Source organism: Vibrio mytili, from assembly GCF_000830505.1.
GTDB classification, from domain to species: domain Bacteria; phylum Pseudomonadota; class Gammaproteobacteria; order Enterobacterales; family Vibrionaceae; genus Vibrio; species Vibrio mytili.
The window spans coordinates 1-24,044 of sequence record NZ_JXOK01000019.1 but is presented as its reverse complement, the minus strand read 5'-3'; the positions used below and the strand labels follow the sequence as shown (position 1 = coordinate 24,044).

Below are 24,044 nucleotides of genomic sequence, written 5' to 3'. Positions count from 1 at the left end.
AAAGGCGCGTATTTTATGAGAAATTCGAGCCCCTGTCATGCATTGCTTTTGATTACGGCAAAACATGCACTTTAAAACATGGTTATTTGTGCATTGCCTCTGTTCGCAGGAAACGCGGCTAAATCGGGTAAATTAACGCGCTTTTGCAAGTTCTTGTATAGGTTTGCCGCCAGCTCAGGCGCAATAATGTTGTCGGCTGTATGGATCATGACATATGGCTTTTTACCTTCGGCAATCCATTGCGGTAGCTTATTCAACCAAGGGGTAAAAAACTCGTAATTTTGTTGTTCTTGAGGATGACCAATGAAACGAATCATCGGGTTAGAAGCTGTCGCGATCGCATGAACGGGCACTTTGGGTTTTTTCATTTGTGCATCAATGATCGCCTCATTGTCGGACTTAGCGGCAAAGACAGGGCGGCTATCCATAATAATGCGGTCAATATTATTTTCTACTAACCATTGGTTAAGTGCTCGTTCTTCTGCTCCTTTAGAGAAAAAATCCATATGGCGCACTTCAACCCCAAGAGGAAAATTAGGTGGGAAACTGGAGCAGAACTTCTTCAACTGTTCGAGGTGCTGTGGACCAAAGGCCGCGGGGAGTTGGATCGTCCATTGACCGACCCGGTCGTGCAATGGTTCCATGACTTTCATAAAATCCCGCAACTGCACGTCACAGCCTCTCAGCATTTGTTCATGAGTAATGGCTTTGGGTAGCTTAAACGTAAACTTAAATTCGTCGTGTGTCGCCGCTCTCCAATTTTGCACTGTACTGACTGAGGGAGTGGCGTAAAACGTGGTATTGCCTTCCACAGTATGAAACACCTGCGCGTACTTCTCTAAACGCTCGGCAGGTTTGGTGCCACTACCATAAAAGCTCTGTTGCCACAGGTTATGCGACCACATAGTTAATCCAAGGCGAAGGGGTAAGTTATCCATCATTCTTCTTTACATTTATTACTGTGTTCACTTTACGAGAGTTTGACTGAAACATACAGACCTACATGATGACTGGAGCGTTAAATCGTTATCACGGCTGTGAGCCAAGTCATTCTTGCTGAACCTAGCATATCGAGGTTATTTAGGTATAATTTCACGCTTCAATCACCAACAATTTTTTTGCTTTGGTGCGGTTTTGAACACTTGTTGTTCTAAAAATCATCAATGAATGATAAAACACACTTAATCGTATGCTGAGTAGTCGATTTTCAACGATTTTCAGCGTATAACGGAATCTTTACTCTGCTTGGTAATGAGGCCGACAGAGCGTAGTCAACAAACTTTGAGAGATTGGGAATTTCATTATGCGTACCCATTACTGTGGTCACCTGAACAAGTCCCTTGCAGGACAAACTGTAGAACTTTGCGGCTGGGTTAACCGTCGCCGTGATTTAGGCGGTCTTATTTTTATCGATATGCGAGATCGTGAAGGCATCGTTCAGGTAGTAGTTGATCCAGATATGGCGGATGCGTATGAAGTGGCGAATACACTTCGTAATGAATTTTGTATCAAATTGACGGGTGAAGTTCGCGTTCGTCCAGAAAGCCAAGCAAACAAAGATATGGCGACGGGTGAAGTTGAGATTCTGGCTACTGGCCTTGAAATTATCAACCGCAGTGACGCTTTACCTCTGGACTTCAACCAGAAGAACTCAGAAGAGCAGCGTCTTAAGTACCGTTACTTAGATCTTCGTCGTCCAGAAATGAGTGATCGCATCAAACTGCGTGCGAAAGCATCAAGCTTTGTTCGTCGTTTCCTTGATGACAATGGTTTCCTAGATATCGAAACGCCAGTACTAACCAAAGCAACGCCAGAAGGCGCGCGTGACTACTTGGTACCAAGCCGTGTACATAAAGGTAGTTTCTACGCACTTCCTCAATCTCCACAGCTATTCAAACAGCTGCTAATGATGTCTGGTTTTGACCGTTACTACCAAATCGTTAAGTGTTTCCGTGATGAAGACTTACGTGCTGACCGCCAACCAGAATTCACTCAGATCGATATCGAAACGTCATTCATGACGGCTGACCAAGTACGTGAAGTGACTGAGAACATGGTTCGCGATATGTGGCAAGAGCTATTAAACGTAGATCTAGGTCAGTTCCCAGTGATGCCATTTAGCGAAGCAATCCGTCGTTTCGGTTCTGACAAACCAGACCTACGTAACCCACTCGAGCTTGTGGACGTTTCTGACCTAGTTAAAGACGTTGAGTTCAAAGTCTTCTCAGGCCCTGCAAACGACGAGAAAGGTCGCGTTGCGGTTATCCGAGTACCAGGTGGTGCGTCTTTGACTCGTAAGCAAATTGACGGTTACGGAGAGTTCGTTGGAATCTACGGTGCGAAAGGCTTGGCGTGGATGAAGGTTAACGACCGCGCAGCAGGCATGGAAGGTATCCAATCGCCAGTAGCGAAGTTCCTAAACGAAGACGTAATCAACGGCATCCTTGATCGCACTCAAGCGGAATCTGGTGACATTATCCTATTTGGCGCTGATAAAGCGGGCATCGTTGCAGAAGCTATGGGTGCACTGCGCTTGAAACTGGGTAAAGATCTAGAACTCACTGACGAATCTGCATGGGCGCCACTATGGGTGGTTGACTTCCCAATGTTCGAAGAAGACGACGAAGGCAACTACATGCAATGCACCACCCATTCACATCACCACTTGGTGTGACAGCAGAAGAGCTAAAAGCGAATCCAGCAGCGGCAAACTCAAACGCGTACGACATGGTACTGAACGGCTACGAAGTGGGTGGCGGTTCTGTTCGTATCCACAATGCTGACATGCAAGAAGCGGTATTTGATATTCTAGGTATCACGCCTGAAGAGCAACAGCTTAAGTTTGGCTTCCTGCTTGATGCTCTGAAATTCGGCACGCCTCCGCACGCAGGTCTTGCATTCGGTCTTGACCGTCTAGTGATGCTGCTATGTGGCACTGAGAATATCCGTGACGTTATTGCATTCCCGAAAACAACCGCAGCGGCGTGTCTACTAACAGACGCTCCAAGCCTTGCGAACCCAGCATCGCTAGAAGAGCTGGCAATTGCCGTGACAGCAGCGAAAGGCGCGGCAAAAGAACAAGACGCAGAATAAGCACAAAACATTGAAAGAAAAACTCCCGCAACTGCGGGAGTTTTTGTTTTTTACTCAGTAAAAACTGCCGTCCTTCCATCAATGTCTATTCACCCTATCTAGCGGATTGTGTACAAACGGATTGCCTACAAACGGATTGCTTACTAACCGATTGTTTACTAGACGATTGTTTGTTCCGCGTCACACATCAGTTTCCGGTTGACCTGAGTTGTATAATTTAACGTTCGGTGCTAGCTTAAGTGCATTTTAAATCAAATGCTTACAAAGCATATTCCTAACTTTATAACTATCATTACTCGCATCATCAGTAGGTATCAGGTGACAGATTACACAGTCAACATTAAGGCTTGTATATTCGAGCTTCAAGAGAGTAGAGAGTATCTATCAGACACTTTCACTCAGCTTTATCAGTTTCATCAGCAAAAAAGCCAAATTGAAGGTGGCCAAAATAATAATCAACTATGGCAGTGCTTCTTTGAATTTTGCGAATCATTAAAACAAGTCAAAAAATATTATGACCAGGCAGTCACGCTGCTACAGCAAGATCCGGTGATGCAGCCGATTTGCAAGCAAGCGGTTGATTTTCTTGAGCGGCATTACGGGCGCAATAGTGTCCATAAAGTCGTCTACCATTCACAAGACCGCAATAGCGTGATTCTGGCCCTACAAAAACTCATTGCGGATATAGAAAGTGGGGATGTACGCCAAGTCTGCGCCAAGCGTTCGATTCTTTATACCTTCTTTGATTTAGCCGAGGACTCGGTTGATGACTTTGCGGGCAAAACCGAACAACATTACTTTCAGTCTCTAAACAGTGAATATGCGCCACGCTACTTTTACGATGAGTGGCAACAAAAGCGTCGCAGCCAATTATTCCGCTGTGCGGTACAGGACGAAGCACTAATAGCGTTAGTACTGAAGTACGTAAAGCTGATCGACGAGTACAACATGAACTTGGGGAGCGAGAGCGACCTACGCTATTACTCGGACCAAGTTCAGCTGTTTGACGCTCCGTACATTGCGCTGTTGGAAATCAGTGACAAGTATATTATTGATTATATTGACAGTTATAGTCTCACCTATCGTTGGTATAACCATTTACCAGAGATAAAGTTGGTCAATCACTTATTAGAGCGTTATCCCGATTCTCCTTATCTCAAATACTTGTATCCAGCGACTGCGCATCGCATGTCTGGCAACTCTAACGATTGTCCGCCGTTTAGTAAATGGTATTTGTCACAGCTATCAGATCCCGATTTTATTGAAGAGCAGCTTCTGATTTGCGCCAGCGATATCATTCGTGCAGAGCAAGTTTGCTATAGCTCTGCGAGCTTCTCCACACTGACCGATATTCAGCAAGATGATGACTTCATGCATTTACTGCACGGTTGTATTAAAGAATGTACAGAGCAAGAAGAACCGCTGGAAGAAATTAGCCAAGATGATCTGTACATATACTGCAACAATGACTTTTATGATCGCTTAGCTCTCGCTCTGATTGGTGAAGAGCTATCAGTAGAAAATGCCGCTGAATTTTTGACTAAGCGCCGTGAATTGAAGGTTCGGGTAGCAAATAATCTGCGTGGCATCCTAGAAGGGATTATTGAGCCGGCATTTGAGGTTTGTTACGGCTATTCATCGTTTTGCGAATTGCGTGACCAGGCACAACTAGTCCGGGTCACGCAGCCTTTGTTTTCGCTGCATGACGTGAACAGTTTTGCCTATGTGAATTATCTCGGAGTCTCTTATCTGATTAGCCAATCGGATGATGATGTGACGATCACCCAATCCGACACCATGACCCCCGTATCGTTTCGGCCAATCCCAGACGATGGTTTGTATGCTGTTGCTTATGCCTTAAGACCTAAAGAGCACAGCCCAGTCCATTTTGCGACGCTTGATTGGAAGCAGGGATTGTTGCAAGGCTGGCACTTAGGGCAATCTCTGCCTGTCATTACATTTCGTTTAAATGCGTTTCAATCTCACCTCCCGTTTGAGCTTTCTGCGGATGGGCGTACTTTACTGATTGGCATTACGCAAGAGTTGGACGAAGATGCAGACTTAAACGCGGATTTATTTGATGTGAAGGTCGAGGGTAAAGATGCCGTTGTTGCGATCGATCTTGCTTCAGGACGGGAGCGATGCCGGTTTGAGCACATACCAGGCCAGACGCTGAAGTTAAGTCCGACGGGTAATTTTGCGCTTTACTCTCAGGTTATCGATTTGGATAGCACTGATCGACTCATCTCTGTCGATTTAACCACAGGCGCAGAAAAAACGGTTCAGTTGCCATATCGCTTTGGAATCGGCAGTGATGAATTTGCCATCTCGTTTGATGGTCAAAGGCTGGTTTACAAGCAATCCGTGGTGGATCTCCGAACGGGAGAATGTCTGGTTCGATTGAGTAACGATGATTTTGTGTATGCCTATGAGTTTTCTCAGTGTGATGAGTATGTGATTGCGACTATTAGTGAAGATAATGTCCGCGACATCTACAGAGTCAGCACTGGCGAGCACTTGGTCCGAATTTACGGTTCGGATGGCCCACTGTTGACTCAGAACTATCTCGATGCAGAGAAAGGCATTTTCTACAGCTTTGATGACTACTCAATCAGCATGCACGATGTCGGTTCTGAGCTGGGTTTAGACAGAGAACCGCTTGGAGAACCAGAATATCAATCGGGCAGAGTTCGGGATACGGCGATTGGGCCAAAAGTAAACCGCCGTAAGGGCAGCTTTAGCAATGACGAATATGGCACCTTACTTGAGATACAGCAATTCGGGGTTCAAGGAGAAAAGGGAATACTTGTCCCGCCCAGTGGTATCACCAAGATGAATCCTTACCCGTCGTCGGGGTGGATTTTATTCTGCGTGTGAAAGGAATACGTACCGTTCAAGGATTTGTGGTTAAACTTAAACATCCTGACATTGACGGGAAGACCCAAACAGAGTGGCAGGCGATAGGTAAGCATGGTCAGACTTTAATGCTACGAGACCCGTTTACCGCGCTGCAACGCCGAGAAGGTTTATATGAGTTTGAAGTATACAGCCTCGACCAAAGGTTGTTACTCGCCAGACAGATGATTCATATCGGCTTTGCACAAGTTCAACCTTGTCAGATCAATGTCGCGGCTTTTGGTGGCTTCTTTGGTACGCATCATCCCGCTGATAAGAAAGCCGTTATTAACTATGATGACACGACAATCGGATATCATTTAGTCGTTAGATGCCCAGATATTAAGTTGAATCAGTGTGTTAAGTTGAGTCAGGGCGTTAAGTCGAGGACGAATATTAAACCGAGTATTAAGCTAAAAAGTCGCATTTATCGTGAACACGGTGCAGAAAATGTAGAGCAGGATAGATTGTTTAAACCTTTCTCTGTTCAGCGAGAAATCAATGTTGTCGATGGACAAACGGTCGAGCTGGTCATTCAGGGTAAGGAAAGCAATGGCTACATTAATGGTATTTGGCGATTTGAATTGCTTGACGCATTCAGTGATGAGGTTTTGTTCAGCGAGACACTGACCATCTATGAACAAGACCACCATCATACTGAAGACAAAGTTCTGGTGTTGGATCTGGTGGAATATGGGATCTATGATCCAGGTGACTCATATGATTATCGGCAGCGTCGGGTCGTCGATACTGCGCAGGCTGTTCTCGTTAAACAAACTAACAATTTGCCACAGCAAACCGAGTTGATGTACGGCTATAAATTTAAGGTGAATGATGCCTGCCCTGATGCGGTTTATCGCGTATGTATCGAACAATGGGCGTCCGGTCAACAGTGGATAGGTGCGGATGATGGTAACGACAGATATAAAACCCACTGGACGACGATACAAAAAGGTGAATTGAATATGGCCAGTTGGACGATTGCGGCAAAACATGAGATTTTCTCTGATATGAGCCGAGTCCTCGTGCGCCATGGCTCGTCAGCACTCGTTATGATGCATGACTTCCATGCACAAAAGGAGGTAGTGGCATGATTACAAAGCTTGTTCGCCACCTTGCATCGCATAAAAAAGTATTTAACCTAGAAGTTGATGTCGCAAACCCGTCATCGATTGAGCAAGCATTGACTCACCTTAATCAAGAGCTGCTTAAGGACATTGCGGCGACCGAAGCATTATGTTTACAGGACACCGATAGAAATAAACTACTTAAGTTACGCTTCACGCAAAACAACAGATTGTTGAGTAAGCAGTTAGTGTCCGGAATGCTGAATGTCCCTTGGGCCGAGCAGGTAAAAAAAGATCTCAACGCTCTCGCGGTTAATTTGAACAGTAAAGACCATGGCACGTCAGAGTTTATCCTTGCTCGGGCGGCATTATCTCACCCGGAACTGGCTCCCCAGTTAGTCGACTTTGTTGACAGGGTGACGATTTTTGTATCACTGCCTGACAGCAAACTGATGAGCTACTCAGACCTCGTCAACCTGGGTTTTATGGCCGCGGTTGCAATCGCTATGTATGCGCCACAATACCTTCAATCTGCCATTGCTCTGTTTAATGGGTTGGGCAAGTATAAAGATGGTTCTTATTCCGATCGCTTTAGCTCTCGGGTGCTGACCAATTTGTATCGTCAGCAAAAGCAATATCCGCAGGTCAGTCGTATACTTGCTCATCATCTGGCGAGTTTTATTTGTTATCCAGATGAGCGTTGGTCAAGCAAGGCGGCTCAGATTGATATCAATGATCCTACGGATGTTAACACGTTGATTAAACACTACCAGATCGCACTTGAGCAATGGTGTTTTGATTTCCACATTGTTGAGGCGGAACATTACGTTGAACGATATATCCAACCTTTGTTTGGTGATTCGGAAGAGACAGAGCGTATTCGGGATCTTTACCAGCCGTTTAAGCAGGCTGCGTTGAATACATAAGGTTAGTTGAATAGATAAGATTAATAGAGGCAAGTCACAGTCAATAGCGCCTGTGGCTGTGCTGGTTTATTACTCGATTCGTGTCTTGTTTTCGTGATTAGCAGAGAAATGGGTGTTCTATCCGCTTTTCAGTCAATACAATGGCCGTATAGAAAACACAAATTTGATCATTATTACATGTCTATTATTCTTGGTATCGACCCAGGCTCTCGTATAACCGGCTACGGCGTCATCCGTCAGCAAGGTCGTCACCTACAGTACCTCGGCAGCGGCTGTATTCGTACTTCAGAAAAAGAACTACCCGGTCGACTCAAGCAAATCTACGCCGGTGTTACGGAAATCATTACCCAGTTTCAACCGGATGTGTTCGCGATTGAACAAGTCTTCATGCGAAGAACGCCGACTCTGCTCTTAAATTGGGGCAGGCGCGGGGTAGTGCAATTGTCGCAGCAGTCAATGCGGACTTACCCGTCTATGAGTACGCTGCGCGTTTGATTAAACAAGCGGTGGTCGGAACGGGTGGGGCAGACAAAGCTCAAGTTCAGCACATGGTGCAGCAAATGCTAAAGTTGCCAGCAAAACCACAAGCTGACGCGGCGGATGCCCTCGGTGTAGCTATTTGTCATGCGAATACCAACAAAACTTTAGTGGCGTTAGCGGGTAAAGCCACCAGTGCCCGAAAAGGGCGTTACCGATAAAATTAACTGGATGTCTATCCAGTTATTTATTATCCTGTCGAAAATTTATTTCATAAGAGTATCTATTGTGATTGGACGTCTTCGCGGCATCTTGCTTGAAAAGCAACCACCAGAAGTTTTAATTGAAGTTAATGGCATTGGTTATGAAGTTCAAATGCCAATGAGCTGTTTCTACGAGCTGCCAAATATCGGTGAAGAAGCGATCATATATACTCATTTTGTTGTCCGCGAAGATGCTCAGCTACTTTATGGCTTTAACACCGTAAACGAGCGCGCTCTGTTCCGTGAAGTGATCAAAGCCAACGGCGTGGGTCCGAAATTGGGTTTGGGCATCCTTTCGGGCATGACAGCTAGCCAGTTTGTGAATTGTGTTGAACGTGAAGACGTATCAACATTAGTAAAACTTCCGGGTGTCGGAAAGAAAACGGCGGAGCGTTTGGTTGTCGAAATGAAAGACCGCCTGAAAGGGTGGGGCGCAGGTGACCTATTTACGCCATTTACGGATGCTGCTCCAGCAGATTCCGCCTCTTCTTCATCCAATAATGCGGAAGAAGAAGCCATAAGCGCTTTACTCGCGTTGGGTTATAAACCAACACAAGCTTCAAAAGTGGTTTCTCAAATTGCCAAACCGGATATGAGCAGTGAAGAGATGATCCGTGATGCGTTAAAATCAATGGTGTGATGCCTGTCTAAGGTAACCATGACTTAAGTAGTCATGTGGCTTAGATAGTAACATGCCCAATGTAACCATTTTTTAAGTTAACCATTCTCTCAGGTAACAAGATGATTGAAGCCGATCGTTTAATCGCTCCAGAAAACCCAACATTCCAAGACGAAGAGGTTATTGATCGCGCCATTCGTCCCAAGAAACTCGCCGATTATCAAGGTCAGGATCACGTGCGTGATCAGATGGAAATTTTTATTAAAGCGGCGCAGTTACGTAATGAAGCATTAGATCATCTGCTAATTTTTGGCCCTCCAGGGTTAGGTAAAACAACGTTAGCAAATATCGTGGCAAACGAGATGGAAGTGAATATTCGTACCACCTCAGGCCCAGTGTTAGAAAAAGCGGGTGATTTGGCGGCGTTGCTTACCAACTTAGAAGAAAACGACGTGCTCTTTATCGATGAGATTCACCGCTTAAGCCCAATGGTTGAAGAGGTGTTGTATCCTGCGATGGAAGACTACCAGCTAGATATTATGATTGGGGAAGGACCAGCGGCTCGCTCGATTAAAATTGACTTACCACCGTTTACTTTAATTGGAGCCACAACAAGAGCAGGCTCGTTAACGTCACCATTGCGTGACCGTTTTGGCATTACCCAGAGACTTGAGTACTACAAAGTTAAAGACTTACAAGACATCGTCAAGCGAAGCGCCGATTGCTTAGGTTTGTCTATGGAATCAGAAGGCGCTTTAGAAGTGGCTCGTCGTGCTCGCGGAACGCCGCGTATTGCAAACCGCTTGTTGCGTCGTGTACGAGATTACGCGGAAGTGAAAGGCAATGGACATATCTGTGCGGATATGGCCGATAAAGCACTTAACATGCTGGATGTCGATGCTCAGGGTTTTGACTATATGGACCGAAAGCTTCTTCTTGCCATTATGGAGAAGTTTGGCGGAGGCCCTGTGGGCTTAGACAACATGGCCGCTGCAATAGGTGAAGAGAAAGACACCATTGAAGACGTTCTTGAGCCGTATCTTATTCAGCAAGGCTACTTGCAACGGACACCACGCGGACGAATTGCCACCGATCGAGCTTATCTTCACTTTGGTATTGAAAAGTAAAAACAGAGTATTGAGAAAAGTTACAACGTGCAATTGAAAAGCAACACACGGATCGTTTATTATTTGTTCGATTTGTTATAGGTTTTCTCCAGAAAAACTGAGCATTTTAGCTCAGTTTTTTAGTTTTAGTGATTGATATCACGTTTCCTTAAAAATTATCTACCACTTAAGAAGTAATAAAAAAACAAGGCTTGTTAATTCATTGTTTACTTGAGACTGGTTGATTTCGCTTCTGATTACCATATCGTAACATCACCAACCAGCAACTATTGATCTGGATCAATATGATGGATTTTTGTTCAGATTTCACGTTGCGACATTGATCTATATCAAAGCGACATTTGCCTATAAACCTTTTGAAACAATCCTATTTTACCAGTAATATTAGCCCCAGCTATATTAGCTGATGCTTAACAATTAACTAACCAACGAAGTACATTTTCGCAACAAAAAGTTGTGACAATTCAACATATTTCAAGTGTGAATAACACCTGACTATGGATTGCAATATGTAGAGAGTGTCATTCAGCCGACACATAGGAGTTACCATGATTGACGTAGTTGATCTATCGCGGTTGCAATTTGCGCTTACCGCGATGTATCACTTCCTATTCGTACCATTGACCCTTGGTATGGCCTTCCTTTTGGCCATTATGGAGTCGTTGTACGTAATGACAAACAAGCAAATCTACAAGGACATGACCAAGTTCTGGGGTAAGCTGTTCGGTATTAACTTTGCACTTGGTGTGGCAACCGGCCTTACCATGGAATTCCAGTTTGGTACGAACTGGTCATATTACTCCCACTATGTCGGTGACATCTTCGGTGCACCGCTCGCGATTGAAGCTCTGGTTGCGTTCTTCCTGGAGTCAACTTTTGTTGGTCTGTTCTTCTTCGGGTGGGATCGTCTATCAAAGCGCCAGCACTTAGCCGTGACTTGGTTAGTCGCTTTGGGCTCAAACTTCTCCGCACTGTGGATTCTGATTGCCAATGGCTGGATGCAAAACCCAGTTGGGGCAGAATTCAACTTCGAAACCATGCGAATGGAAATGGTGAGCTTTGCTGAGGTGGTATTCAACCCAGTTGCTCAGGTTAAATTCGTACACACAGTGGCATCTGGCTACACCTGTGGCGCAATGTTTGTTCTAGGCATCAGTTCATACTACCTATTAAAAGGTCGTGATGTTGCGTTCGCTCGTCGTTCATTTGCTATTGCGGCTTCTTTCGGTATGGCCGCTATTCTTTCTACCATCGTTCTGGGTGATGAATCAGGTTATGAGCTTGGTGAAGTTCAAAAAGTGAAGCTCGCAGCGGTAGAAGCTGAATGGCACACTGAACCAGCGCCAGCCGCATTCACCTTGTTCGGTATTCCAAACCAAGAAGAGATGCACACAGACTACGCGATTAAGATCCCTTACGTAATGGGTATTATTGCAACGCGCTCGATTGATAAAGAAGTCACCGGTCTGCGTGATCTGCACGAACAACACTTAGAGCGTATCCGTACAGGTATGTATGCTTACGAGCTGCTAGAGAAGCTTCGTGCGGGTGATAAATCTGAAGAAAACATGGCGGCGTTCGATGAAGTGAAAGGCGATCTTGGTTATGGTCTACTTCTAAAACGCTACACAGACAATGTGGTTGATGCGACAGAAGAGCAGATTCAAGCCGCCGCAGATGACTCTATCCCAACTGTGTGGCCGCTGTTCTGGTCGTTCCGTATCATGGTGGCATGTGGTTTCATCATGCTGTTTGTTTTCGGCTTGGCATTCATCCAAACCTGTCGTCAAAAAATTACGCAAAAACCATGGCTACTTAAAGCCGCGCTATTCAGTATTCCGCTTCCGTGGATTGCTATCGAAGCAGGTTGGTTTGTTGCAGAGTTCGGTCGTCAACCATGGGCGGTAGGTGAAATTCTACCAGTACATGTCGCCGCCTCGGCTTTGACCGCTGGCGAAATCTTGACTTCACTATTCGCTATTTTGGCGCTTTACACTGCATTCCTGATCGCAGAAGTTTACCTCATGGTGAAATTCGCTCGTAAAGGACCAAGCAGCCTGAAAACAGGTCGCTACCACTTCGAGCAAAACGCTGACTCTGTTGCAGATAAAGTTAGCCGCCAAGTAGAAGCGTAAGACAAGGAGACAACAAAATGTTTGATTACGAAATCTTGCGATTCATCTGGTGGGTACTGATCGGTGTTCTACTAGTTGGTTTTGCAGTAACAGATGGATTCGATATGGGTGTGGGTGCGCTTGTACCTATTATCGGCAAAAACGACACGCAGCGTCGTGTGATGATTAACTCCATTGCGCCGCACTGGGACGGTAACCAAGTTTGGCTTATCACCGCTGGTGGCGCGCTGTTTGCGGCGTGGCCACTTGTATACGCAACGTCATTCTCGGGCTTCTACCTCGCGATGATTGTGACGCTTGCTGCGCTATGGTTACGTCCACTGGGGCTGGATTACCGTTCGAAAATTGAAGAGCCAAAATGGCGTCGCAACTGGGATATTTGTATCTCTATCAGTGGCTTTGTTCCACCAATTATCTTTGGTGTTGCGTTTGGTAACCTGCTTCAAGGCGTACCATTCCAATTGAGCGAATTCCTGATGCCAACGTACCACGGTTCATTCTTTGGTCTACTTAACCCATTTGCATTGTTATGTGGTTTGGTTAGCTTGTTCATGATCTTGATGCAAGGTTCAACATGGCTACAAATGAAGACGACGGGTGAGGTACATACTCGTGCACGTAACGTGGCTCAGTTGACAGGTTTGCTGACTATCGCGACATTTGTTGCTGCTGGTTTCTGGATTCAGAATATTGATGGTTACGTCATCGTCGGTGGCATCGATACAAGTGCAGCATCGAACCCATTAAACAAAGAAGTGATTCGTGAAGCGGGTGCTTGGATGAAGAACTTTGAAACCTACCCAATGTTATGGGCTGCCCCTTTGCTAGGTGTGGTTATGCCATTGCTTGCTGTCTTAGCATCTCGCTTTGAAAAATGCGCATTCTCGTTCATTTTCTCAAGCTTTGCGGTTGCTGGTGTTATCTTCACTGCAGGTATTGCGATGTTCCCATTCATTATGCCTTCAGACTTAGTGCCTAGCCACAGCCTGACAATGTGGGATTCAACGTCATCAGAGCTGACGCTAAACCTAATGACGGGGGTTGCCATTGTCATGGTGCCAATCATCCTGGGTTACACATCTTGGACATACTACAAGATGTTTGGTCGCTTGGATGACCAGTACATTGAAGACAACAAAAACTCACTTTACTAAGGAGCATTTACTATGTGGTATTTCGCATGGATTCTAGGTGTACTACTTGCTTGTGCATTCGGTATCATCAACGCTCTTTGGCTAGAGCATTCAGAAATGATGGACGAAGACAGTGAGTAATCTCGCTGACAAGATAGCGGCAATACACCAACCTATGGATAAGACTCTGTTGAGAGTCTTATCCCTCATCCTCGGCTTTATGCATGTAGGATTAGTGATGTGGGAGCCAGAGGCGTATAGCCAGGCAATTGGTGGCTTTAATGCCTTGATCGCGCCAGCTCTGATTTGGGCGATCTGTTCCAGCATGGTCTTTGGCGTTGGCTTTAAACCGAGATATTGGGTCTGGCAAGTTCTGTTTAGCCCTTACATTTCACTCGCTATCTTACTTTACTTGACGGTACTTTATTTCTCGTAGAGCGAAACTTACTCAACGAAACAACATGAATGAGAGTTGACGGTCAAGTCATCAAATAAAAGCCAGACATTTTGTCTGGCTTTAATTTTTTCTACAAAAATCAAAAATATTCTGCTCACTCAGTACCAATTATTACTGCTTAAGTTATAGTAATGGCTGACGAACTTAACAAACTGAACATATTGGTATTCTCTTGCAAGGCACATCAAATTCCTTCCGTTGGCCGATCACCGTGTACTATGAAGACACCGACGCGGGCGGCGTTGTATATCATTCAAATTATTTAAAATTCTTTGAGCGCGCGCGCACTGAAATGCTGCGTGCAAAAGGGATTTCGCAACACGTGTTGTTGGAACAAAACATAGGCTTTGTTGTCCGACACATGGATATCGATTTCAAACAAGGCGCAAAGCTGGACGAACAGTTGACAGTATTGACCCGAGTGTCAGAGCAAAAACGTGCTTCTTTACAATTCTGTCAGGAGTTGGTCAATGATGAAGGGGTGTTATTGTGCAAGGCACTTGTTAAGGTAGCATGTATCGATAATAAGAAAATGAAACCAATAGCCATTCCAACTTTTATTAATTCGGAGCTAGCAAACAGTGACTGCTGATATTTCCATTTTAGACCTTTTTCTTCAGGCCAGCCTGTTGGTAAAACTGGTGATGTTGACACTACTTGGCATGTCGATCGCGTCATGGGCGATGATCATCAAGCGCAGTAAAGTATTGTCTAAAGCATCCAAAGACGCTGAATCATTTGAAGATAAATTCTGGTCAGGTACGGATCTTTCTCAGTTGTACCAAAAGGTGAAAGTACGTAAAGACGAAATCGCAGGGACAGAAGAAATTTTTTACTCTGGTTTCACGGAATTTGCACGCCTGCGTAAAAGTAACGCTAACTCGCCAGCTTACATTATGGAAGGTACCGGTCGTGCAATGCGCGTTTCGGTCGCTCGTGAAGTTGACGAATTAGAAACCAGTCTGCCTTTCTTGGCGACAGTCGGTTCTATCAGCCCTTACATCGGCCTGTTTGGTACAGTCTGGGGTATTATGCACGCGTTCATCGCTTTGGGCGAAGTGAAGCAAGCGACATTATCTATGGTTGCACCGGGTATTGCAGAAGCCCTTATCGCAACGGCGATGGGCCTTTTTGCTGCTATCCCTGCGGTAATGGCATACAACCGCCTCAGCAACAAAGTCAGTAAGCTTGAGCATACTTACGCCACATTCTCTGAAGAATTCCACAGCATCCTTCACCGCCAAGCGATGGCAGGCCGAGACATAGCGGATAAGGAATAAAGCATGGCGGGTTATCAACCTAAAAAGCGCAAAATGACCGCAGAGATTAACGTCGTCCCGTATATCGACGTGATGTTAGTACTGCTGATCATTTTTATGGCAACAGCACCTTTTGTAACGCAAGGCGTAGACGTCGATCTACCAAAAACGTCTACGGCTGAATCCATGCAAGAGCTAGCGGGTGAAAGCGACAGCAGCTTTATCATTATCGAAGTGGATCGTGATGGTAATTTGGGATTGAGCGTGAACGACGAAGAAGTGCAACGTGGTCTTTCTTTGCAAGACGTGATCGTCCGAGTGAAAGCAGAACGTTCCATCAAACCGGATTCACCAGTTGCGGTGGGGGGAGATGCTGCAACGCCATACGCGGACATCGTCCTGCTACTGGATGAATTAAGCCGTGCTGGCATCCCTAAAGTGGGTTTAATGACCGATATCAGGGAATAGACATCATATATCTATGAAAGAGAAAAAGAAGAAATCCAACCAATACGCCAAACCGATAGCGATATCGGTGGGTTTGCACGCGGTTCTTGTTGCTGCCCTGCTTTGGGGGACAGACTTCAATATGTCAGAGCCTGAACCAAGCGGACAGATGGTCCAGGCGGTGGTAATTGATCCGAATCTGGTAAAGAAGCAGGCGAACGAAATCCGCCAACAGCGAGAGCGGGCTGCAAAAAAAGAGCAAGATCGTCTTGATAAGCTCAGACGTGAAGCTGAACAGCTAGAGAAAAACCGCAAAGCTGAAGAAGAACAAATTCGCAAGTTGAAAGAGCAACAAGCGAAGGATGCAAAAGCCGCTCGAGAAGCAGAAATTGCGCGTAAGCAAAAAGAGCAAGAGCGCAAAGCGGAAGAAGAGCGCGTTCGCAAAGAAAAAGCGCGAGCTGCTAAGCTTGAAGAAGAACGTAAGGCCAAAGAAGAGGCCGTGCGTAAAGCGGAGCAAGCGCGTTTAGCTCGTGAACAAGCTGCAAAAGAGGCGGAAGAAAAAGCGCGTCGTGAAAAAGAAGCGGCTGCCAAAGCAGAACAAGAACGTATCGCGAAAGAAAAAGCGGCCAAGGAGGCAGCAGAACGCGAACGTAAAGCGAAAGAAGCCGCTGAACGAGCTGAAAAAGAACGTAAAGCGCAGGAAGCGGCACTCGACGACATCTTTTCTGGGTTAGAGACAGAAGCGGCGCAAAACTCTGCGGCTCGTAATCAATATATTGACAGTGAGCTCGGTCGTATGTCGTCCATATACAAGCAGAATATCCAGCAAAAGTTGATTAAGGATGACTACTTGCTGGGAAAGGAGTGTAGAGTGAACATCAAACTGATTCCTACTGGAACCGACATGATGGTCGCTGGTGTTACTGTGCTTGGTGGGGACTCGCGAGTATGTGCTGCGGCGAAAAGTGCGATTACTCAAGTAGGGACCTTCCCGAAATCGTCAGAAGCTGCAGTCAATGAGAAATTAAAAGACATCAACTTAACGGTTGCTTTGGACTAAAAGGAATAAAACGTGATTAGACGCCTTTTACTAGGAATGTTTGTACTGCTCGGCAGTGTAACGAATGTAGCCCATGCTGCATTAGAGCTGGTGATTACCGATGGTATTGAGTCAGCACGACCTATTGCTGTTGTTCCGTTTAAATGGGAAGGGACGAAACCGCTTCCTACGGATATTTCGGCGGTTATTGCCTCTGATTTGCAACGCAGTGGTAAATTCAGCCCTGTGCCGACGAGTAAGATGCCACAAACGCCATTTAATGAGTCTGAAGTTAATTTTGACGCTTGGACGAATTTAGGTGTGGATGCGTTGCTAACCGGAACCGTGACTAAAAACGACCAAAATGATTATGTGGTGAACTACCAACTGATTGATGTTGTACGTGGTCAGCTTACCGCAGGTCAGAGTCAAGGCTTGGGCAGTGATGGTCAGGTTGTTGTTTCGAAAGATCATGTGTTATTCAACAAGGTTGCTACAGTACGTGCACCGCGTATGCGTCACTACGCGCATCGGATTTCCGATCTTGTTTATCAAGAATTGACAGGTGATCGCGGCGCGTTCATGACAAGAATTGCGTACGTCGTGGTGAACGAACAAGACCGTTTCCCGTACCAGTTACGTGTCGCAGATTACGATGGTCATGATGAGCAATTGGTGCTGCGTTCTCGACAGCCACTAATGTCACCTTCTTGGTCACCAGATGGTCAAACCTTAGCGTATGTAACCTTTGAGAATCAAAACTCCGAAATTCATACAATTAACATCTATACCGGTAAACGAGAAAAAATCACCGCTTTCCCTCGTCATAACGGGGCGCCAGTTTTCTCGCCTGATGGCAGTAAGTTAGCGTTGGTGTTGTCTAAAACCGGATCGTTGCAGGTTTACACGTTTGATCTAAAAACCAAACAGCTTACTCAGATTACGCGTGGCAGATCAAATAACACTGAGCCATCTTGGTACCCAGATGGTAAATCACTGGCATTTACCTCTGATAGGGGTGGTAACCCACAGATTTATCGAGTAAATTTGGGCGACGGTGAAACCACTCGCTTGACTTGGCAAGGCAGTCAAAATTTGAGTGCGCAAGTCACTCCAGATGGCCGATTCCTGGTCATGGTGAATCGCAGTGATGCAGGTTTTCACCTCGCCAAGCAAGACTTGGAAACAGGGGCGCTACAGGTGTTAACAAATACCCTACTTGATGAATCACCAAGTATAGCCCCAAATGGCGGTATGGTTATCTATAGCTCCATGTACAACAAGAAAAACGTACTATCGATGGTGTCAATTGATGGACGATTTAAAGCTAGATTACCGGCAACAAACGGGCGAGTAAGAGCGCCTGCTTGGTCACCGTTTTTGTAGTTATAAATTTGATTAATGAAGGAAAATAAAATGCAACTGAACAAGGTTCTGAAAGGGCTAATGATTGCACTGCCTGTAATGGCAATGACTGCATGTAGTTCGAGCGATGATGCAGCGTCTGGTGCTGGTTCTACTGAAACGAACGATGGCGCTTACGTTGAGTCAACGGTAGCAAGTACAATTGATCAACAAGATCAAATGACAGAGCAAGAGCTTAAAGAGCAAGCTCTTCGTGAAACCAATACTATTTACTTCGCATTTGATAACTCCACAATTGCAGGTGACTACGAAGAAATGCTAGCCGCTCATGCTGCTTACTTAACTAAGAACCCAGCATTTAGCGTAACTATCGAGGGACACGCGGACGAGCGTGGTACGCCAGAGTACAACATCGCACTTGGTGAACGCCGTGCACAAGCGGTTTCTAACTACCTACAAGCGTTGGGTGTACAGGCTGACCAAATCTCAATCGTTAGTTACGGTGAAGAAAAACCACTTGTTCTAGGCCAATCTGACGACGTCTACGCGAAAAACCGTCGTGCGGTTCTAGCATACTAATTCGAGGTAAACCTCATGTTCAGTAACACCAAGCGTGCTGTTACGCTTGCGTTACTGGCAAGTGCAGCGAGCCTTTCGTTCGCTGCACCAGCTCCAGTATCCGATCTCAGCAGCACATCAAGTCGCAGCGCATCTGAAAGCGACGTACAACGCTTAGAGCGCTTGTTACAAAGCCGTAATCATGTCCAGCTTCGTATGCAGGAGCAAATCGACCAAATGTCGCAAGAGATTAATGACTTGCGCGGTAAATTGGAACGCAGCAACTACGAAATGAAACAAATGATGACGCGTCAGCGTGAATTATTTGTCGAACTTGATCGTATGCGCAGCGAAGCTAAAACAGCCAAACCTGCTGTAGAAGAGGCGCAACCAGAAGCACCAGAAGGTAAGTACACTTCTAATGCGGATGAACAAACTGCTTACCAAGATGCGGTCGATCTTATTCTTAAAAAGCGCGATTACGCGGGGGCAATTGCTGCTTTCCAGCAGTTCCAAAAAGATTACCCAGACTCCACGTATTCTGCCAATTCACACTACTGGCTAGGTCAACTGTACTTTGCTAAGAAGCAGGATAAAGAAGCAGCGAAGAGCTTTGCAGCGGTGGTGTCTTACAAAGACTCCAACAAACGTGCTGACGCCTTGGTTAAGTTGGGCGATATTGCCGAGCGTAACAACAACGCGAAACAAGCGACTAAATACTATCAGCAAGTGGTTGATGAATATCCAAATAGTTCGTCTGCTAAATTGGCGGGTTCTAAGCTTCAATAACACGCTTGACGATATGACTTTTGAAAAGGGGCCTTTGGCTCCTTTTTCTTTTTAGCTTCAACGCTTCTTCTTTCCTTTCGTCATCAATTAAATCGTTGGTTAACAATTGCCTATCGCTCCTGATATCACGGGCTTTAGGTTATTTGGGTATAGATATTGGTTTTTAAAATTTAACGAGGTTACAATACTCGGATTAAAGGAAGTTGCGTAGAGCAAGAGCAATGAGCCACATACTAGATAAAATCGACACTGTTTACCCATTCCCTCCGAAACCTGTTCCGTTAAGCGCAGATGAAAAAGCGTCTTATATTGAGCGCATCAAAGCACTGCTCAAAGAAAAAGACGCGGTACTGATCGCGCACTACTATACCGACCCTGAAATTCAGGCTTTGGCGGAAGAAACCGGCGGGTTCGTGGGTGATTCACTAGAAATGGCGAAGTTTGGTAATCGTCATCCAGCCAGCACCCTGATTATCGGTGGTGTGCGTTTCATGGGAGAATCCGCGAAGATTCTGACTCCAGAAAAACGCATTCTGATGCCAACATTGGAAGCGGAGTGCTCGCTGGATCTAGGTTGTCCCGCTGACAAATTTAGTGAGTTCTGCGATGCGCATCCTGACCATACCGTCGTCGTTTATGCCAACACCTCGGCTGCGGTTAAAGCGCGTGCGGATTGGGTCGTTACATCGAGTATCGCACTAGAAATCGTTGAGCACCTAGATTCAGAAGATAAACCTATCATCTGGGGTCCTGATCGTCACCTTGGCTCTTACATTGCGAACAAAACAGGCGCAGATATGCTGTTATGGCAAGGTGAATGCGTGGTGCACGATGAATTCTCTGCTGACGCATTGCGTAAAATGAAGAGCGTTTATCCTGACGCTGCGGTTCTTGTTCACCCCGAGTCTCCTGCGAGCGTTGTTGAGTTAGCGGATGCGGTTGGTTCAACCAGTCAGCTAATCAAAGCAGCGAAAGCGCTCCCACATAAGCAAATGATTGTTGCAACCGACAAAGGTATCTTCTTCAAGATGCAACAACTTGTTCCAGAGAAAGAGTTGATCGAGGCGCCAACCGCAGGTGCGGGCGCAACATGCCGCAGCTGTGCGCATTGCCCTTGGATGGCGATGAATGGCCTTAAAGCAATCGAAAAAGCCTTGAGCGAAGGCGGAGAAGAGCACGAAATCTTCGTTGACGAAGCATTACGTGTGAAATCGCTTATCCCGCTCAATCGCATGTTAGACTTTGCCGAGCAGCTTAATCTGCAAGTCAAAGGCAACGCATAAAACAGCGACGCTATCTCAAAACAGCAGATACAATCTCAAAAACCAGTCATAATCGGCTGGTTTTTTTGTTTCTTAGAATCAATAGATTACAATTAACGTCAACAAACAAAGCTAAGGAATGGAAACGAATGGCTGTATGGCTGGTAGTAAAAAAGTGGCTCAATTCGCACCTGTTTAAATTGAGCAATCGTAACTTGCTCATTATTAGCGTGTTGTACATCACCCTGTCTTGGGGGCTACTCACCCTGGCAGGAGAAAACGAGCTCACTGAGAACTTTTCCAGTTTTATCTACTACCTCATGGTAACGGCAAGCACGGTTGGGTATGGCGATCATTCACCTGTGACCGACTTGGGTAAATGGGTCGTGGTATTGTTTGTCATTCCGGGCGGGTTAAGTTTATTTGCGGCTTTGTTAGGGCGGGTAGCAGGAACAGCGATTGATTATTGGCGAGCGGGCATTTTAGGTAAACGGAGAATACGGGTGGAAAATCATATAGTTTTATTGGGCTGGAATGGCCAACGAACCATGAACTTGATAAGGATGCTGCAACATGAAGAAGCTGGTAAACGCCCAATTGTGCTCTGCAGCCGATCCGATATAGAAAACCCTTTACCTGGTGAGATTCATTTTGTGAGAGTAACCAGTTACACCGATGCACAAGAGATGAAAAACGCCAACATCACAGGCGCAAGCTGTATCATTGTCGATAACCTATCCGACGATATTACCTTGTCTGCTTCTCTCTATTGCGCTTCTGTCAACCCCAATGCCCATTTGCTCGCTTACTTTAAGGATGAAGCGTTAGGCCGCCTATTAAGTCAGCATTGTCCAAAAGCAGAATGTATACCCGCAGTGGGGGCCGAGATGCTAGCCAAAGCGGCAGTAGACCCTGGTTCGAGCGCGTTGCACCAAGAGTTATTGGCATCGACACGTGGTATGACTCAGTATTCGGTCGTCTATCCAAGTAATCAGCCAACCACTAAGGTCGAGCACATATTCGGCTTCATAAAAAAACATCATCAAGCCACTTTGATCGCGTTTGATTTTGGCAATGGTATTGAACTGAACCCGGACTTAAACGCAGTTGTCCCACCTAACACCAAACTGTTTTATATCGCGGACGAGCGAGTGGAAGGTTTTGCTTGGGATGAACTCAATAAAGTGCAGGGTTAAGGCATTGGTGAGCGGTCTTAGGTTAGTTTTCTTGCCATAAACTCGAGATAAAGTACGATCAAAAAGCTCTCCGGTGTTGGAGAGCTTTGTTTTTCAGCAACGGAATTATTCAGCTAAAGAGGATAGGGGAAGATTACTGCTCTTCAGCTAGCGTAATACCGCGCTGAGTCAAAACACACAGCATCATAGGCATCGCATTAAAGATTTCTTCAAACTGCTCAAGCCCTTCAATACCTTGTTCTGCCAGCGTCTCGATAGTGGTTTCTGGATCGTAGAGCATCGTAAGAGAAAGCAACACGCCACCCAGTAAAGCGCTGTCTTCGCTGTCTTCAGGCATCAAGGTTTCCCAATCATCACGTGCCAGTTGCCAGCCTTGTAGTACTCCCTCACTAAAATCACGAGTTGCCGTTGTCACGATATCTTGTTCATCTAACGCACAGCCGACCGGCCATTCCCAAGTACCTTTGATGAGGTCTGGTCGCGTTTGGTTCCACATCTTCACGATTTCATCAATATAAAGTTCTAATTGCTCACCATCGGTAAAAGGTGCTGTCTCTTCACCACCCCAAAGGAAAGGTAACCATTCTTGAGGCATTAAAACATTTGGCGCAGACGCCATTGCCGTTACAAAGCCTTGAGTTTTCGCTAAATTGAGTAGTTTTCCGTCAAGTTCTGGAAGAGAAAGAATGTCTTGTAGTTTCAAAATAGAATACCAATTGTTGATGGGTGGTTCGGCGCCCATCTTACGGGAATAATCAGCATTAGGGAATGATTCTCAAATCACAGTGTTACTTGTGCGCCTTTTTTATATAAAGCCATAAATCAGCATTCATTTACGCAATCTCTATTGGTTTATAACGCAGACTCCCCTTATTCAGTGCGGTGCTAGATAGTGACTGCATAACTATGCATTTTCTATTAGTCCGAATTTTAGGGTGTTACTAGCATAAACCTCTAATTGTTCATTTGCATATCCAAATATTCTTCTGCTTTTCTGGTGTTGCTTATTTTGTAACTGTCTAAAAAGTAAGAAACTTCCGGTAATATCAACAAGTTTAGACGAATAAAAGGACGAATTCTGACTAATAGGTGAATTTCACTAGTTTTATTTTAAAAAGTAGTGGTTAATTTACACTCTTAATTTAAAAATGAAATATTAAACTATATAAAATATGTTCTAATAGCGACATTAACTGGTTGTATTCCATAGTCCAGTTGAACGTATTTAATTATTTATTAACCGTGGTGTTTGATGTTGGAGAGCAGTCAATGAAGTCTCGCGGACCGTTTTGTATTCGTAATGCCGCAGCGGATACGTTTGCTATGGTAGTGTTTTGTTTTGTTACTGGCATGATCATCGAGATCGTCGTTTCTGGAATGACGTTTGAGCAGTCTCTGGCGTCGCGAACTTTATCGATCCCCGTGAATATTGCTATCGCCTTTCCTTACGGCCTGTTCCGCGACTGGGTCCTGCGTCAAGGTAATAAAGTTTCATCTTCTTCGTTTATGAAGAATGTCTCTGACTTATTGGCTTACGTGCTTTTCCAATCACCCGTTTACGCAGGCATTTTGCTGGCCGTCGGCGCATCAACTGACCAAATCATCACTGCGGTTGCGAGTAACGCAGTCGTATCGTGTGGGATGGGCGTTTTATATGGTTACTTCCTAGACATGTGTCGCCGTTGGTTCCGTGTTCCGGGTTATTACCAAGGGGCATAATTGACCCTGTTTTGTTCAATTTAGTTACTTAGTGAGCAAACAACAGAAAAACAGGGCTTTTTTTTATGTTTAGCCTTGACCACAGGGCGCATAATCATTAAATTAGCGCCTCGTTAGCCAATGATGCTAACCACAATTTGATTCGGTGAGTTGTCCGAGTGGCTGAAGGAGCACGCCTGGAAAGTGTGTATACGGCAACGTATCGAGAGTTCGAATCT

The 24,044-nt window shown here is 45.5% G+C and carries 21 protein-coding genes and 2 pseudogenes; 21 read left to right on the top strand and 2 right to left on the bottom strand.

Annotation, left to right across the window (positions count from 1 at the left end; all coding sequences use genetic code 11):
* Window positions 1-71 precede the first annotated feature (71 nt).
* Complete coding sequence (locus SU60_RS06780) at window positions 72-905, bottom strand: DUF72 domain-containing protein (protein WP_245228384.1); 834 nt, start codon at window positions 903-905, stop codon at window positions 72-74.
* A gap of 398 nt (window positions 906-1,303) precedes the next feature.
* Here SU60_RS06780 and aspS point away from each other — a divergent pair.
* The 20 genes and pseudogenes from aspS (at window position 1,304) to SU60_RS06680 (ending at window position 22,107) form a co-directional block, all read left to right on the top strand.
* A pseudogene (aspS, locus tag SU60_RS06775) lies at window positions 1,304-3,093 on the top strand (aspartate--tRNA ligase).
* A gap of 318 nt (window positions 3,094-3,411) precedes the next feature.
* Window positions 3,412-5,970 (top strand): WD40 repeat domain-containing protein, encoded by a 2,559-nt coding sequence (locus SU60_RS06770; RefSeq protein WP_041154847.1) that lies wholly within the window; start codon window positions 3,412-3,414, stop codon window positions 5,968-5,970.
* A gap of 26 nt (window positions 5,971-5,996) precedes the next feature.
* Entirely contained in the window at window positions 5,997-7,082 is a 1,086-nt protein-coding gene (locus SU60_RS06765; protein WP_041154846.1) for a hypothetical protein, read from the top strand.
* On the top strand, window positions 7,079-7,981 hold the full coding sequence (locus SU60_RS06760) for a hypothetical protein (RefSeq protein ID WP_041154845.1): 903 nt from the start codon (window positions 7,079-7,081) through the stop codon (window positions 7,979-7,981). The genes SU60_RS06765 and SU60_RS06760 overlap by 4 nt, the downstream gene beginning before the upstream one ends.
* A 177-nt stretch (window positions 7,982-8,158) precedes the next feature.
* Window positions 8,159-8,679: pseudogene (gene ruvC, locus SU60_RS06755) on the top strand (crossover junction endodeoxyribonuclease RuvC).
* Between the two features lie 67 nt (window positions 8,680-8,746).
* Window positions 8,747-9,361: a Holliday junction branch migration protein RuvA gene (gene ruvA, locus SU60_RS06750; protein ID WP_041154844.1), complete on the top strand. Its 615-nt coding sequence runs from the start codon at window positions 8,747-8,749 to the stop codon at window positions 9,359-9,361.
* A gap of 101 nt (window positions 9,362-9,462) precedes the next feature.
* A complete protein-coding gene (gene ruvB / locus SU60_RS06745; RefSeq protein WP_041154843.1) occupies window positions 9,463-10,467 on the top strand; it encodes a Holliday junction branch migration DNA helicase RuvB in 1,005 nt (334 codons plus the stop codon).
* 548 nt (window positions 10,468-11,015) lie between these two features.
* Complete coding sequence (gene cydA, locus SU60_RS06740) at window positions 11,016-12,602, top strand: cytochrome ubiquinol oxidase subunit I (protein ID WP_041154842.1); 1,587 nt, start codon at window positions 11,016-11,018, stop codon at window positions 12,600-12,602.
* 17 nt (window positions 12,603-12,619) lie between these two features.
* Complete coding sequence (gene cydB, locus SU60_RS06735) at window positions 12,620-13,756, top strand: cytochrome d ubiquinol oxidase subunit II (RefSeq protein WP_041154841.1); 1,137 nt, start codon at window positions 12,620-12,622, stop codon at window positions 13,754-13,756.
* 12 nt (window positions 13,757-13,768) lie between these two features.
* Window positions 13,769-13,876: a cytochrome bd-I oxidase subunit CydX gene (gene cydX / locus SU60_RS21275; RefSeq protein ID WP_006075291.1), complete on the top strand. Its 108-nt coding sequence runs from the start codon at window positions 13,769-13,771 to the stop codon at window positions 13,874-13,876.
* Window positions 13,869-14,171, top strand: a complete 303-nt coding sequence (gene ybgE / locus SU60_RS06725) for a cyd operon protein YbgE (protein WP_041154840.1) — start codon at window positions 13,869-13,871, stop codon at window positions 14,169-14,171. Before cydX ends, ybgE begins: the two co-directional genes overlap by 8 nt.
* Window positions 14,172-14,364: 193 nt before the next feature.
* On the top strand, window positions 14,365-14,784 hold the full coding sequence (gene ybgC, locus SU60_RS06720) for a tol-pal system-associated acyl-CoA thioesterase (RefSeq protein ID WP_041154839.1): 420 nt from the start codon (window positions 14,365-14,367) through the stop codon (window positions 14,782-14,784).
* The gene (tolQ, locus tag SU60_RS06715) at window positions 14,774-15,472 is read left to right on the top strand and encodes a protein TolQ (protein ID WP_041154838.1); all 699 of its coding nucleotides are present in this window, start codon (window positions 14,774-14,776) and stop codon (window positions 15,470-15,472) included. Before ybgC ends, tolQ begins: the two co-directional genes overlap by 11 nt.
* A 3-nt stretch (window positions 15,473-15,475) precedes the next feature.
* Window positions 15,476-15,919, top strand: a complete 444-nt coding sequence (locus SU60_RS06710; RefSeq protein ID WP_041154837.1) for an ExbD/TolR family protein — start codon at window positions 15,476-15,478, stop codon at window positions 15,917-15,919.
* A 13-nt stretch (window positions 15,920-15,932) separates the two neighbouring features.
* Window positions 15,933-16,958, top strand: coding sequence for a cell envelope integrity protein TolA (gene tolA, locus SU60_RS06705; protein ID WP_041154836.1), 1,026 nt, complete (start codon window positions 15,933-15,935; stop codon window positions 16,956-16,958).
* A 12-nt stretch (window positions 16,959-16,970) separates the two neighbouring features.
* Window positions 16,971-18,323, top strand: coding sequence for a Tol-Pal system beta propeller repeat protein TolB (gene tolB / locus SU60_RS06700; protein WP_041154835.1), 1,353 nt, complete (start codon window positions 16,971-16,973; stop codon window positions 18,321-18,323).
* A gap of 30 nt (window positions 18,324-18,353) precedes the next feature.
* Complete coding sequence (pal, locus tag SU60_RS06695) at window positions 18,354-18,881, top strand: peptidoglycan-associated lipoprotein Pal (RefSeq protein ID WP_041154834.1); 528 nt, start codon at window positions 18,354-18,356, stop codon at window positions 18,879-18,881.
* Between the two features lie 15 nt (window positions 18,882-18,896).
* On the top strand, window positions 18,897-19,649 hold the full coding sequence (ybgF, locus tag SU60_RS06690) for a tol-pal system protein YbgF (protein WP_041154833.1): 753 nt from the start codon (window positions 18,897-18,899) through the stop codon (window positions 19,647-19,649).
* 221 nt (window positions 19,650-19,870) lie between these two features.
* Window positions 19,871-20,932, top strand: coding sequence for a quinolinate synthase NadA (nadA, locus tag SU60_RS06685; protein ID WP_041154832.1), 1,062 nt, complete (start codon window positions 19,871-19,873; stop codon window positions 20,930-20,932).
* 128 nt (window positions 20,933-21,060) lie between these two features.
* The gene (locus tag SU60_RS06680; protein WP_041154831.1) at window positions 21,061-22,107 is read left to right on the top strand and encodes a potassium channel family protein; all 1,047 of its coding nucleotides are present in this window, start codon (window positions 21,061-21,063) and stop codon (window positions 22,105-22,107) included.
* 133 nt (window positions 22,108-22,240) lie between these two features.
* On the opposite strand, the gene SU60_RS06675 is transcribed toward SU60_RS06680, so the two are convergent.
* Window positions 22,241-22,810: a YecA/YgfB family protein gene (locus SU60_RS06675; protein ID WP_041154933.1), complete on the bottom strand. Its 570-nt coding sequence runs from the start codon at window positions 22,808-22,810 to the stop codon at window positions 22,241-22,243.
* A 566-nt stretch (window positions 22,811-23,376) separates the two neighbouring features.
* On the opposite strand from SU60_RS06675, the gene SU60_RS06670 reads away from it, so the two are divergent.
* Window positions 23,377-23,826: an L-alanine exporter AlaE gene (locus SU60_RS06670; RefSeq protein ID WP_041154830.1), complete on the top strand. Its 450-nt coding sequence runs from the start codon at window positions 23,377-23,379 to the stop codon at window positions 23,824-23,826.
* Window positions 23,827-24,044: the final 218 nt, after the last annotated feature.

Bases quoted from the DNA above. Each gene is read 5' to 3' on its own strand.
- ybgF (WP_041154833.1), top strand. From the start codon at position 18,897: ATGTTCAGTAACACCAAGCGTGCTGTTACGCTTGCGTTACTGGCAAGT.
- SU60_RS06760 (WP_041154845.1), top strand. From the start codon at position 7,079: ATGATTACAAAGCTTGTTCGCCACCTTGCATCGCATAAAAAAGTATTT.
- SU60_RS06680 (WP_041154831.1), top strand. From the start codon at position 21,061: ATGGCTGTATGGCTGGTAGTAAAAAAGTGGCTCAATTCGCACCTGTTT.
- cydA (WP_041154842.1), top strand. From the start codon at position 11,016: ATGATTGACGTAGTTGATCTATCGCGGTTGCAATTTGCGCTTACCGCG.
- SU60_RS06780 (WP_245228384.1), bottom strand. From the start codon at position 905: ATGTGGTCGCATAACCTGTGGCAACAGAGCTTTTATGGTAGTGGCACC.
- nadA (WP_041154832.1), top strand. From the start codon at position 19,871: ATGAGCCACATACTAGATAAAATCGACACTGTTTACCCATTCCCTCCG.
- ruvB (WP_041154843.1), top strand. From the start codon at position 9,463: ATGATTGAAGCCGATCGTTTAATCGCTCCAGAAAACCCAACATTCCAA.
- tolA (WP_041154836.1), top strand. From the start codon at position 15,933: ATGAAAGAGAAAAAGAAGAAATCCAACCAATACGCCAAACCGATAGCG.
- cydX (WP_006075291.1), top strand. From the start codon at position 13,769: ATGTGGTATTTCGCATGGATTCTAGGTGTACTACTTGCTTGTGCATTC.
- pal (WP_041154834.1), top strand. From the start codon at position 18,354: ATGCAACTGAACAAGGTTCTGAAAGGGCTAATGATTGCACTGCCTGTA.
- SU60_RS06710 (WP_041154837.1), top strand. From the start codon at position 15,476: ATGGCGGGTTATCAACCTAAAAAGCGCAAAATGACCGCAGAGATTAAC.
- SU60_RS06670 (WP_041154830.1), top strand. From the start codon at position 23,377: ATGAAGTCTCGCGGACCGTTTTGTATTCGTAATGCCGCAGCGGATACG.
- cydB (WP_041154841.1), top strand. From the start codon at position 12,620: ATGTTTGATTACGAAATCTTGCGATTCATCTGGTGGGTACTGATCGGT.